Source organism: Ignavibacteria bacterium, from assembly GCA_017302895.1.
Lineage (GTDB): Bacteria > Bacteroidota > Ignavibacteria > Ignavibacteriales > Ignavibacteriaceae > UTCHB3.
The window spans coordinates 1826312-1839289 of record JAFLBV010000001.1 but is presented as its reverse complement, the minus strand read 5'-3'; the positions used below and the strand labels follow the sequence as shown (position 1 = coordinate 1839289).

Sequence of the window (12978 nt, the reverse complement as noted above, 5' to 3'; positions counted from 1 at the left end):
TTTACTTTTTATCCGCGGGTACCAGCTTAAGGTTGTCTTTTGCTCCCTGGTTATTAGGATCGAGAACCAGAATTTTTTCATAGGCATCTCTGAAATTTTGTTTCCAGGTGTCTTTGAATTCAGGTTTATCCTGACTTTGGAAGTAAAAATAACCCATGTAATCGTAAGCATTAATGAGCTGTGTCTTGAATTTATCCGGGGTTTTACCGGCGATTGCTATAAAACTGTCGAATACAGGTTTCGCAATTCCAAACTTGGTTGAATCAAGTGTCTCTATTTGAGAGAGGCACAAAGCTTTATAAAAATAACCAAGGGCAAAGTCAGCCTTCTGGCTTAAGAGACTGTCGAATGCAACAATACCGGCATCGTAATTTTTCCCGAAATAGTAAGCCATTCCAAGGTTGTAGTATTCACGCTGTGCCAGTCCGCGTTCGAGCTGTTCTTTCTTTTTATAGCTCTTTGCAGCAGATTCCCAGTCTTTTTTCTTGAAGTAGTATGCTGCAACATCACCAAGAAGAGTGGATTTGGTGGAATCAAGATCAACAGCTTTAATGTAGTTCAGAACTGCAATCGAGTCGTTTCCAACTTTTTTATGGTTTTTACCATAGAGTTCGTAATCATAGGCTTTGATCTTTGGCTGTTCAACGAATGAGAAATATTTATCGAATGATGCAATTGCATTTGTTGAATCGCCTGTCATATCGTATGCATAAGCCTGAAGAACCCACATGTCGGCATTCTTTCCAGCGCTGGCAAGAAACTCTTTTGTGGTTGCAACTGTCCCGACATAATCTTTACCGTTATACTGGATAATGGCAAATCTTCTGAGATTAGGAAGTGTCTTTTCCGACTTTTGCAAATACTCTTTATAGTTCTGGATTGCTTTTGCATAGTCTTCCATATCGTAGTTCATTTCGGCAATCTCACGGTATGCAGGAGCATAGTCCGGGTTGAGTTTTAACGCATCCTGAAATTTGATTTCGGCAGAACCATATTGCTTGATCAGTCTGTAAACCTGTCCATACCCCACATGTGCAGCGGGTTTATTGCTCTGAATATCGAGCGCTGATTTGAAGAACTTAAGAGCATTCGTGCCATCAGGAATGGTATAATAAATCTTTCCTGCTGCGATCAGGAGATCATAATTCTTCGGATCTTTTGACAGATTTTTTAATATGGCATCAATTCCAAGCTCGCAAATTTCCTTGTCGGCACCGCCAACATAGATGGCATCAGACAAGTCAATGAGAAATTCGACATCATAAATCGTTGTACCTTTTTTCTCAGTCGAAACTTTCGCGAGTGCCTGTGAGATCAGGTCTTTGGCAAGAGTATAGTTTTTATCTTTGAATGCGAGGGTGGCGACTCCCAGCATGTAGTAAGGATCGCCGGCAGCAGTCGCAGTAAATTTATCCATCACCATTTTTGCGCTGTCATTTCTTGCGACATGCAGGTAGGCATGGGCTAAAAAATAACCATACTTAACATTGCCGGGTTCTTCGGCCAGCAACTGGTTGTATGTTTGCAGTGCATTTGTGTAGCTTTCGTTTTCCAGATATTTGTGGGCATCTTTAAGATTTTGAGCATTACTTAATGTGAATGCACCAACAACGAGGAGGAGGGAAAGCAAGATTGTCTTTTTCATATATATTCCGGCTTTACTTGATTTGAATATTTTGGTTTGTTATTTGTAAGATCCTGACGGGCATCCGGGCAGGCACCAGACCAAATCTGAGTACTGTCCGCTGTCCCGGTTCGCTCGCTACATAGGCGGTAAATCCCTGTCCTAAACCTGCCCTGCCTTCAAAGTTCACAGAAGTGAGGCTTCTGACGAGCGGATAGAGAGGTGGTTCTCTTTCGGTGTTTACCGTGGGATCGTATCTTTGAGCAACATAATACTGCCATGGACCGACTGCTTTTTGGTCTGATTTAATTGAATCAGCCACTTCGAGATCGAGAACTTTAACATCTTTTATAAAAGTCGTTTTGTTTGTGTCAGCGTCATCGTATACATAAATTGAGCTCAGGAAGCCAATTGCATCTGCATTTGTCGAGACATGACTGATAAGGTCTTTTGGTGTTTTAAGGTCGTAAACATTCTTGGCTGTACGGAAATCTTCACCATATCGGGCAGCAAAGAAATTTACTGTTCCTGCGAGCGAGTTTTCGAACACCAGCGAAAACGGTTCTTTTGCCAGACCTTCTTTTATCTCGTCAAATTTTGTAACCTTGCCGGTAAAAATTCTCATAAGATCGTCGTGGGTCAGGACACCAAGTTTGTTATTCTTGTTCACGAGTACTGCAACCCCGTCATAGGCAATCTTTGTGTTGCGTGCAACCACTTCCCTTTTTGCCATAATTGCGGCTTCTTTTGCGTTCAACTCCCGGGCAATAAAAATGATCTGGACGGAATCCTGGAGAAGAAGGTCGACCACCTTTGATTCTGGTGCATAAATGATGTCGAGAAAAGCATTTGGGTAGAGTGTTTCGAACTGTTTTTCAAGTTCTTCAAAGACAGGTTTGAATGTTTCATCAACGGCGATCTTCTTTTTACCCATCGTGGGTTCATCAGCCTGACCGGTTGAAATTTTATTTTCACAGGAAGTGAAAAGGAAGGCAACTGTTGCCAAAAATAATACTAGAACTCTATTGATCTTCTTCATTTGAGTTTTCCTCGCGGCTCTCCATTATCCTCTTATACGATCTGTATATCCTGAAGGTTCCATAGACGACCAGTCCGCCCGAGATAAGATACAGCTCATAATCCGAGAGATTCTCGAATAACGGGATGTATCCCAAATATACCACAACACCTGCACCAATGTAGAAGAGTGCCATGAACATTTCAAAATATCTGATAACTTGTGAAAACAATTTCGCGCCGGTTAGTGTTGAAAAGGTACCGTTTAACCTTTAATTTGAAGCGGTATCAAAATTCGTAATTTTTTTAAAGGCAAACATTAATATAAGCAGAAGAAAAAAAATAATTTAGATAATAAACTTTTCATGATGCATTTTATGAGGCATTTTTACTTTTTTTCCGGTACAATAACCTTCCTTTTTTGTATTTTTACACACCCCCTTTATTCATTCATTATGAGACAAGAGATGCTTAAAAAGTTGCTCCTGACGCTGGTCTTTTCTGTGACCACAATTTTAACCCAGTCCGTAGATATTAAAGTAAACAGTTTTCTCGTTTACGGACCTCTTAAAGTAACCGGCCCGGTTATCCACACAGACAAGAATCCGGATATTAAATCGGTATTTTCAGACGGTGACAATATATTGCCCGTAATCGGGTTACTCCCAGATAGGGATAAATGGGATGTGCTGACTCCTTATTTTCTTGAAAATGTTGATAAGAGCAAAAATTCAATCTATTATGCAGCCTTTTATCTCGAGGTTTCCGATTTTACTTCATCAGATATGAAGGTTACCTCCAGAATGCCATACCGGGTTTATCTCGGAAGTGAGGGTAAAAAATCGAATATCGACGCACCCGATTCCGACACTTCCATCACAAAATCGGTAACAATTCCGTTGAACCTCGAAGCAGGAAAACATCTTGTTGTTATTAAAGTACTGAGTGTTGGCAATGTACCCGGTGACAGGGACCTGAAAGTATCCTTAACAAAGCCCAAAGAACCCGGGACGGTTATAGCTCCAACTGTTGATCCGACCCGGTATACTTCATTCGAAAGACTGCTCGACGACCCTAAAATACAGAGTGTGTCAATTTCAGGGAACGGCGAATTCTCGGCTGTTGCAATCAACCAAAGAAATAAATCGAAGGCATCGTTCGACAGGAATATTCTGATTTTTGAAAATGAAACCGGAAACCAGGTGCGGACTGTTTCAGTCTCCGGATTTGAATGGGTAAAAGATGACTCTTATGCATACAGTTCGAGCGGAAATAAAACTTCCTCCATCCATCTCGCCTCGATGAAAAACGGACAAACACGAACCCTGATTGAGGGAATTGAAAATCTGTCCGGATTTTTCTTCAGCAAAGACGGTTCCAAACTCTTTTATACGGTTTATAAGGAGGTTGATCAGTTCGAGAATGGAGCAAAAAGACACAAAGGGATCCAGGACAGAGCCCCGGGGTCAAGGAATAAATATAAAACACTCTCATACGACATCGAAACTGGCCTTACTTCTGTGATAACGGGGTTCGATGACAATCTGATTGTCTCATCTCTTTCTGAAGACAATAAAAAGCTTATTCTCACCAGGTCTGATTATGATATGACGAGACGCCCTTATTCATACACAGATCATTTTATTTATGATTTCGAAACAGGCTCTCTTGACTCCCTCTTCAGGGTTTTCTACGGTGGTGATGCGGTTCTTAATTCAAACAATTCGCAACTGTATATAACCGGCGGACCCGCACTTTTCGGGAATACAGGAGTAACTACCCCTCCCGAACTGATCCCGAACGACTATAACACTCTCCTTTTCCGTTACGATCTTAAATCAAAAACAGCGGAATGCCTTACAAAAACTTTTGATCCTGCTATTTCATCCTTCAATCTTGATGACAATTCGGGCATGATCTGGCTGTTGACCACTGATAAAAGTTACAAAACTCTTTATTCTCTTTCCTCCGACGGTAAATTCAAAAAAATCGAACTGCCTGTTAAATCGGTGGAGAAACTCGATTTTGACAAAAAGTTCAAATATGCCATCATTAGCGGTTCAAATCCCGATTACCCCGAACGGGTCTGGCTCTACAATACAAAGACGGGAAAATCGACACTTTTATTCAACCCGAATGAAAAAACTTACAAGGACATCGTTCCCGGTAAATATGAGGAGTTTACCTTCACTTCCGGCAAAGGAAGAAATATAGAGGGAGCGGTTTTCTTCCCTCCGAACTATGATCCGAATAAAAAATACCCCTGCATTGTAAACTACTATGGTGGAACCACCCCCGTCTCAAACCTGTTCGAAGGACGGTATCCCAAGAACATCTGGACTGCAAATGGCTATATTGTTTTCATTGTACAACCCTCGGGGGCAATTGGCTACGGTCAGCAATTTGCAGCATACCATGTGAACGACTGGGGTGAAGTGGTTGCTCAGGAGATCATTGAAGGGACAAAAGAGATGCTGAAAAGGTATCCGGCAGTCGACCCTTCGCGGCTTGGCTGCATTGGTGCCTCCTACGGTGGATTTATGACGATGTCACTGATAACCAAGACCGATATGTTTGCGGCTGCAATCTCTCATGCAGGTATAAGTTCCCTTTCAAGTTACTGGGGGGAAGGATTCTGGGGGCTTGTATATTCCGCAGTTGCAACAGCGAACAGTTTCCCTTGGAACCGTAAAGATATCTATGTCGATAAAAGTCCTCTCTTTTCGGCTGACAAAGTGAACACTCCCCTTCTGCTTCTTCACGGAAATGATGATACAAATGTACCTCCCGGAGAAAGCATGACATTCTACACAGCACTAAAAGTGTTAGGAAAAGATGTGGAACTCATTGAAATTGACAAGCAGGACCACCACATTCTTGACTATGATAAACGGAAACACTGGTCAAAAACAATTCTTGCTTATTTTGATAAATATTTGAAGAAAAATCCCGCATGGTGGAACTTCCTGTATGAGGGCTCTTCAAAATAATTTTTATGTATATTAGCGGCTTGTAAATCTCTTTTTAATCAATCTAAATAAAGCTTATGAGTCTTTATAAATCAATCGCCCTGTTTTCCGATAATCCCCGCTCAATTGATATATATCTCGAATTTGCCAGGGAAGGAAGTCACGACCTCCTTCACCTGGCTAAAAACACCCAAAATTTGAGCGAACTTTCTTCAAAAAAGTACGACCTGATTATCGTAGAGATTTCCCAACCCTCAATGTCTGAAATCGAGTTTATTGACGCGGTTCACTCAAGGGGGGAAACGGCACCTGTTATCGTTATTTCCTCCTATTTCTACGATACGAGAGAGATAGTTTTTGGAGGTAAAATAAGCCATTTTATTCAGAATCCATTGACCGTTGCCAAGCTGAAGGACGCTGTCTCTCTCTTCTTCAAGGATGAAGCGGAGCCAATAAGACCCGCCGAGCCTGACAGTGGAGTCGATAAACTGATTCTTGTGAATAAAAGATTGACTGTGCTTCTCGAGTTGTCCCGCTCCCTTACTTCCATCACTGACCTCGACGAGCTTCTCGCTCACATTATTAAGATGACGGCTGAAGTGCTTGCTGTCGAAAGGGCAACCGTCTTCATCTACGACAAGGAAAAAAACCAGCTTTGGTCCAGAACAGGAATCGGACTAAAGGCTTCTGAAATCAGATTCCCCTCCAATCAGGGTGTTGCCGGTGAAATATTTACTTCAGGTGAGCCGCTGATTATCGCAGATCCTTACTCGCATCCCGTATTCAACAAAGAATTTGATCTGAAATCAGGGTTCAGAACCAAAAATATTCTCGGCTACCCGTTAAAAAACATTAATGGTGAAGTAATCGGTGTGATTCAATTGTTGAATAAGAAATCGGGTGAATTTGACCACGACGATGAATCGTATCTCGGTGCCCTTGCTTCAGGAGTCGGGATAGTGCTCGAAAATGCATTGTTGAGAGAAAGTTACAGGAACAAACTTGAAGAAATTCAGGTTGCATATAAGGAACTCGACATTGCACAGGATACAATATTGCGTGAAACCAAGTTCGCTACAATTTTTGAGATGAGCGGAATTATTCGTGATGCAGTCGCACATAATAATCCGTTGGGGGTTATCGACAACTTGAGGTCCGACTATTTATACGATTCCAAATTGATTCGTTCGCTCGATTTGATAGAGGGTTCAATCAGAAAAATAATTAATGATACCGAACAATTCGCAAAAAATAATGGCCATTAAACTTTTTCTCTTCCTTTTCCTGATGCTCCTTCCCGTTACCGGTTGTCAGAGAAATTCGGAGGAGAGGACAAAAAAATACGGAGATAAAATGACAGTCGACAAATCGAAGCTCGATACAGCCACTTTTGGTGCAGGGTGTTTTTGGTGTGTGGAGGCGGTCTTTCAGCGTCTTAAGGGAGTGGAAAAAGTAATCTCCGGTTATTCGGGTGGCAGTGTCAAAAATCCTTCATATAAACAGGTTTGCGAGGGAAACACCGGACACGCCGAAGTGTGCAGAATCTTCTATGATCCCGCCGTTGTTTCATTCACGGAACTTTTGGAGGTGTTTTGGAAGACTCACGATCCTACCACTCTGAACCGTCAGGGAAATGATGTCGGAACCCAGTACCGGTCAGTCGTTTTCTACCATAACGAGGAACAAAAAAAACTTGCTGAACACTATAAAAAAGAGCTTGATTCATCAGGAATTTTTCCCGATAAAATAGTTACAGAAATATCACCCGCTCAGGAATTCTATGTGGCAGAAGATTATCATCAGAATTATTTTGATGAAAACGGGAACCAACCCTACTGTTCATTCGTAATAAAACCGAAAATCGAAAAATTTAACAAAATATTTAAAGATAAAATCAAATAACAACACTTTAACCAAACTGGAGTACAAATGAAATCACATGAGATTGATTACACCATTATAGGCGATGATCTGCAAATGGTCGAAGTTGAGCTCGATCCCGGAGAAACTGTTATTGCTGAAGCAGGTGCGATGTGCTATATGGAAAGCGGCATTGAGTTTGAAGCCAAAATGGGAGACGGAAGTGATACAAACAGCGGTTTTTTTGGAAAGCTCGTTTCTGCAGGTAAAAGAGCCCTCGCTGGTGAATCCATTTTTATGACACATTTTACCAACCGCGGTAGTGGTAAAAAAAGACTTGCTTTTGCTTCGGCTGTTCCCGGGAAAATAATACCTGTCGATCTCTCTGAGTTCGGTGGAAGACTCTTTTGCCAGAGTGATGCGTTCCTCGCTGCTGCTCTTGGTACAAAAGTAAGCATTGCTTTTACAAAGAAACTTGGAGCAGGCTTCTTTGGTGGTGAAGGTTTTATTCTTCAGAAGCTCGAAGGTGACGGAAAGGCATTCATCAACTGCGGTGGAAGCATAATCAGAAAAGATTTACATAATGACACATTGCGGATTGATACTGGTTGTCTTGTGGCATTTACCGAAGGAATTGACTACGATATCGAAAGAGCCGGAAATCTAAAAACGATGTTCCTCGGTGGAGAAGGAATTTTTCTTGCCACATTGAGAGGCACCGGAACCGTCTATATCCAAAGCCTCCCGTTCTCGAGACTCGCAGACAAAATTATTGCAAGAGTTCCAAAACCCAGCACTACTACTTTCAGTAGCTCAGACTAACCTGAATTAAATTGCAGATAAAAAAAAGGCGGCTCATCACCGCCTTTTTTTGTTAAAATTCGACTTTCAATCCGAAAGTCGGTAATATCTGAAATCCCTTTTTCACTATCGAACCATCACGGTTGATAAAACGCTCTTCATTCACATTTAACCGGCTGTAAGCATTTGAAATGTCAAGAAACATTACAAGTGCAATTTTCCCAAGTTGCAATCTGTGATCCACTCTCAGGTTCAAAGTGTGAAAATCATCAAATCTTTCCGAATTGTTGCCTGTTATTTCCTTTGAATATCTCAGATATCCGGGATCGTTCATAACATCGGAATGGACGATATAAGAGTCTTTTGGCCTTCCCGTGGCATACTTCCACTTCAAAGAAACAGCCCAGGCTTCGTTAAATTCGTAACCGAGTAAAATATTGAACAGATTTGGCTGACTGAAGTCTGAATTATACCATCCTTCCCCAAGGTCGTCATTTCGTTCGCTTTGTGACCAGGAGTAGTTTATTTGTCCGTACCAGTTGTCAGTCAATCTTTTTACGATTGAGATATCAACACCCGCTGCCCATCCTTTTCCACCGTTGATTCGTGCGGGAGTTGTACGGTCGGGTCTCACGATTAGATCAGAAAATTCTTTATAGTAGGGTTCAACCGTTAATTTATATTCATCGGAGAGATATGCAGTTACACCTCCGATAAAATGAATCGATCGTTCATTCTTCAGCGATTTGTTTCCGTTGAATTCGGTAATGAGCAGAAAATCGGGTGCCTGATAATAAACTCCGGTGGCAAAGTTTAATCTGATGTTTTCGGCAGCAAACCACGCAAGACTTAATCTTGGTGAAAAATTGTCTGACTTGCTGAATCCTGTTCTTTCATATCTTCCTCCAATATTGTAGCTGAATGACTGTCCAAACTTTCCGTTCAATTCGGCAAAGAAACTTCCATTTACTGCATTGTCACTGAAGATATTGTTCACCATTCCGGGAGTGACGATCAAATATTTTTTTGAAGGGTCGGGTCTGAAATCATTCCTGTCGAATGTATAAACGGTATCAGTCCTTGAAAGAATAAAATCGTATGATGCTGAAATTTGGCTGATCTCGAATCCCGAGGATACACCAAGTTGTTTGCTGAACTGGTGATTGAACTCGAATTTCACACCCGCTTCCTCTTCGAATCCGCTGTTACGGTAAAGATCCTGAACTATCCCGGCCTGCTCTTTTGCCGGCCGGATTCCATTAACCGGATCGTTGATTACCCTTCCGAGTGTAACCGCCACATCTTTGTTTTTGTAGTAACCCGTCAATGTGAAATAACTGTTACTCCCCAGCAGACTTCTCCAATTGATTCCGAAAACTCTTTTTGTCTCTGTTTGACGAATAAGGTCGGTATCAAATGCCTTATCACTTTCGTAAACATGGTCAATGTTTCGGTCGAACAGTTCCGGTGAGAAGATGCCCACCACTGTTATTTTGTTACCATTTTCGAACCGGGTTGTGCTCTTGAAAAGAATATCCATGAAGGAAGGATCGCCGAGTTCTTTTTGGCCCGTCCACTGAAGAATATTTCTGAAATCCTGTTTTCTTGCAGAAAAGAGAATCGAAGTGTTCTTGTTGATAAACGACGGTCCGTCATAATTCACTTCCCATCCAAGAATATCATAGGTACCGTTCACAGTAAATCCGTCAAAATTGCCCTCCTTTATTTTCAGGTCTACAACCGAGGAATTTTTTCCGCCGTACCGCGATGCGAATCCGCCTGCCTGAAATGTTGCTGCATCAATTACTCCCGGAGTGAAAATCGAAAATCTGCCACCCTGCACTTCCTGATCTTCATTTCCTCTGTCAAAGTGAGCAATCCTGTCAAAAGGGATATTGTCCACGAGTATGATATTGTCCTTTGGACTTCCTCCTCTGACCGAGAATGCTGTAAACTCCCCTCCGGCGCTGCTTACACCGGGAAGTGTCTCAATGGCTCTGAAGATATCTCCTCCTGCGCCGGGAGTTCTGAGTATCTCTTCCCTGTTATAACCGAAAGTGTTTATTGTGCTGCTCTGATCATCATTGAACAGACCTGCCCTTATGGTAACCTCTTTGCCAACAACGGGAGATGGAACAAGTTCAACTTCTCGAACCCCAGTAGTTTTTTCCCGGATTACCCGGGTGTCTTTTTCAAGATGAGTGCCATAACCAACGAAAGAGAATTCCACTCTGTAGATCCCCTCTGGAATCTTATCTACTTTATATTTTCCGTTATAGTCACTGACCGCACCGAGCTGAGTACCGAGAACTCTTACAGTGACCCCGGGTAATGGTTGCTTTGTGTCCTGATCATACACAAATCCTGATATACTGCCTGTGTTCTGACCGAAAATCAGTCCGGTAACCAGTATTAAAAAAACTATTAAACGCATTGCTGCCTCTTTATTTTTGATTAATTATGATTGATTATTTAATTAACACTGTTTAGTTTTATGCCAAAAAAATTTAAGTATGCACTACTTCATTTAACATTGAATCAATTGTGCTGTTAATTAGTGCCTGAAGGTCATCACCTTTAACTTCATTTATTCTTTGCCTGTTTACCAGGGAAACTATTCCGTGAACAAACGACCAGAGTCCGAATGCCACCGGCATGGGAGGACCCTGCTTTACCACTCCCTTTTCCATCGCATACTCTACAGTACGGTGAAGTACCATGAAACTCTCGCGACCCTCTTTCCACTCTTTGTTTTCACCATATTTTTTCATCGGAGCTCTGGCAATAAACATCAGATCGTAATACTCCGGGTGCTCGAGACCGAACCGGACATACATCCTTCCGAGTTCTTTCACTCTTTCTCTGGGGTCAGTAACAGATTCCGCCTGATGAAGGAAATTGTAAAACTTAACAAATCCTTCTTGCTGGAGATTGCTCAGTATTTCATCCTTGTCCTGAAAATAGAGATAGATGGTTGCGGGAGAATACTCGATTTTGTCCGCAATCTTTCGGATCGAGACATTCTCATATCCTTCATCGATAAACAGTTGTATTGCTGTATCGAGAATCATCCTCCTTTTTTCGTGTTTTTCTCTCTCTTTTCGCTCGCTGATTCCCATGACAGGCCTTGTTTACTGAACAGTGTTTATTTTATGTGCAAAGTTAAGTATTTTAACATATTCATGTCAAGAACTTTTTTTTCTTTTTTTTACTTTTTCACTTGCATTGTAATTATATCTATCGTATATTTACGATATACAATATAGGAATTTTATGGCATTCTCTAAAAAAGAGCAATTTACCGATGAAGAAATCTGGCTTGCGGATATTGCAAAGTCGCTTTCTCATCCGGCACGAATAAGTATCCTGAAAATTCTTAACCGGATGAACAGTTGCATGGTGGGAAGTCTTGTTGATCAGCTCCCCCTTTCACAGTCGACCGTCTCACAACACCTGGGCGAGCTGAAGAGAATCGGACTAATAACGGGAGAGATTGACGGACCAAAAATCTGCTACTGTATTAACAAAGAAACCTTAACCAGAGCCAAGATGGCTATGGACAAACTTTTTACTCACATTGGCTGCTGCTGACAGCTTAATAAAAAGGAATAAAACAATGAATAAGAACGAAGAAATGAAAAACATAGTTAAAGACAGATATTCGAAAATCGTCATCAATGCAACCCAATCAAGTTGCTGCGGCCCGCAAACAACCTACTGCTGCTCTGATACAGAGGATTTCACAGTATTCTCCGATGACTACACAAATCTCCCCGGCTACACTCCGGATGCCGACCTTAATCTTGGATGTGGTCTGCCAACCGAATTTGCCGGTATAAAGGAAGGTGACACCGTGATTGATCTCGGTTCGGGAGCAGGAAACGATGTTTTTGTGGCAAGAGCACTTACAGGTGAAAAAGGAAAAGTTATAGGACTCGACTTCACAGAAGCCATGATTCAAAAAGCAAACCAAAACAAAACCAAACTCGGTTATGAAAATGTTGAATTTGTTTTTGGAGACATCGAAAAAATGCCAATCGAGGATAATCTGGCTGATGTAATTGTATCAAACTGTGTACTGAACCTTGTTCCCGACAAAGAAAAAGCATTCAGTGAAGTTTACAGAACAATGAAACCGGGTGGACATTTCTGCATGTCGGATGTGGTGCTCCAGGGAGAGCTTCGGGATGAGTTGAAAGAGTCTGCAACACTCTACGCGGGCTGTGTAGCCGGTGCCCTTCAGCAGGAAGAATATCTTGAAGTAATAAAAAATGCAGGATTCAAAAACATCGAAATAAAGAAAAGTAAACGGATTACACTTCCCGATGAACTACTACAAAAGTATCTTGATGAGGCAGCATTAAAAGCGTTCAGAGAAAGTGGTGCGGGTATATTCAGTATTACTGTAACTGCTGATAAATAAAAACAGATTTTTCGTTACCCCCACTTTTAGTTGATTTCATTGGGGTATCATATCTCAAAAGGATGTGGTACCCCATTGTCTTTAACCACTCGAATTCTCGTTTGCGCCAATTATTCTCTTACCTCTCCATGATTAATATTTGTAAACTACTTACGAATATCCGGACATAGCAAGTTGTTTAATTCTATTTGAGAATTTTAGGGGTACCAAGTGCTCATTTATTTGGTTTCACAAATGGTTTTAGTAAATTGCCAGAGTAAAATTTTACAAAGTCTGAAGGCAAA

11 protein-coding genes are annotated in these 12978 nt (G+C 41.5%); 6 read left to right on the top strand and 5 right to left on the bottom strand.

Annotation, left to right across the window (positions count from 1 at the left end):
* Position 1: 1 nt before the first annotated feature.
* Genes J0L60_07460 through J0L60_07450 form a run of 3 tightly spaced genes read right to left on the bottom strand, consistent with a single transcriptional unit; the run spans position 2 to position 2874 of the window.
* Positions 2 to 1645 (bottom strand): tetratricopeptide repeat protein, encoded by a 1644-nt coding sequence (locus tag J0L60_07460; protein ID MBN8545956.1) that lies wholly within the window; start codon positions 1643 to 1645, stop codon positions 2 to 4.
* A 13-nt stretch (positions 1646 to 1658) separates the two neighbouring features.
* Positions 1659 to 2663: a substrate-binding domain-containing protein gene (locus tag J0L60_07455; GenBank protein MBN8545955.1), complete on the bottom strand. Its 1005-nt coding sequence runs from the start codon at positions 2661 to 2663 to the stop codon at positions 1659 to 1661.
* Positions 2647 to 2874 carry a hypothetical protein gene (locus J0L60_07450; GenBank protein MBN8545954.1) on the bottom strand — a complete coding sequence of 76 codons (228 nt, stop codon included), beginning with the start codon at positions 2872 to 2874 and terminating at the stop codon, positions 2647 to 2649. The genes J0L60_07455 and J0L60_07450 overlap by 17 nt, the downstream gene beginning before the upstream one ends.
* 234 nt (positions 2875 to 3108) lie before the next feature.
* Here J0L60_07450 and J0L60_07445 point away from each other — a divergent pair, with 234 nt between their 5' ends.
* The 4 genes from J0L60_07445 to J0L60_07430 are packed head-to-tail and all read left to right on the top strand — an operon-like array spanning position 3109 to position 8292.
* The gene (locus tag J0L60_07445; GenBank protein MBN8545953.1) at positions 3109 to 5631 is read left to right on the top strand and encodes a S9 family peptidase; all 2523 of its coding nucleotides are present in this window, start codon (positions 3109 to 3111) and stop codon (positions 5629 to 5631) included.
* 56 nt (positions 5632 to 5687) lie between these two features.
* Positions 5688 to 6875: a GAF domain-containing protein gene (locus J0L60_07440; GenBank protein ID MBN8545952.1), complete on the top strand. Its 1188-nt coding sequence runs from the start codon at positions 5688 to 5690 to the stop codon at positions 6873 to 6875.
* Positions 6865 to 7512, top strand: coding sequence for a peptide-methionine (S)-S-oxide reductase MsrA (gene msrA / locus J0L60_07435; protein ID MBN8545951.1), 648 nt, complete (start codon positions 6865 to 6867; stop codon positions 7510 to 7512). The genes J0L60_07440 and msrA overlap by 11 nt, the downstream gene beginning before the upstream one ends.
* A gap of 27 nt (positions 7513 to 7539) precedes the next feature.
* On the top strand, positions 7540 to 8292 hold the full coding sequence (locus tag J0L60_07430; protein ID MBN8545950.1) for a TIGR00266 family protein: 753 nt from the start codon (positions 7540 to 7542) through the stop codon (positions 8290 to 8292).
* A 52-nt stretch (positions 8293 to 8344) separates the two neighbouring features.
* Here the strand turns inward: J0L60_07430 and J0L60_07425 are convergent, their stop codons facing one another.
* Both J0L60_07425 and J0L60_07420 read right to left on the bottom strand, forming a co-directional pair.
* Positions 8345 to 10705 (bottom strand): TonB-dependent receptor, encoded by a 2361-nt coding sequence (locus J0L60_07425; protein ID MBN8545949.1) that lies wholly within the window; start codon positions 10703 to 10705, stop codon positions 8345 to 8347.
* 73 nt (positions 10706 to 10778) lie between these two features.
* Entirely contained in the window at positions 10779 to 11390 is a 612-nt protein-coding gene (locus J0L60_07420) for a TetR/AcrR family transcriptional regulator (protein ID MBN8545948.1), read from the bottom strand.
* Positions 11391 to 11544: 154 nt separating this feature from the next.
* On the opposite strand from J0L60_07420, the gene J0L60_07415 reads away from it, so the two are divergent.
* Positions 11545 to 11862 (top strand): winged helix-turn-helix transcriptional regulator, encoded by a 318-nt coding sequence (locus J0L60_07415; GenBank protein ID MBN8545947.1) that lies wholly within the window; start codon positions 11545 to 11547, stop codon positions 11860 to 11862.
* Positions 11863 to 11887: 25 nt separating this feature from the next.
* Positions 11888 to 12694: an arsenite methyltransferase gene (arsM, locus tag J0L60_07410; protein MBN8545946.1), complete on the top strand. Its 807-nt coding sequence runs from the start codon at positions 11888 to 11890 to the stop codon at positions 12692 to 12694.
* Positions 12695 to 12978: the final 284 nt, after the last annotated feature.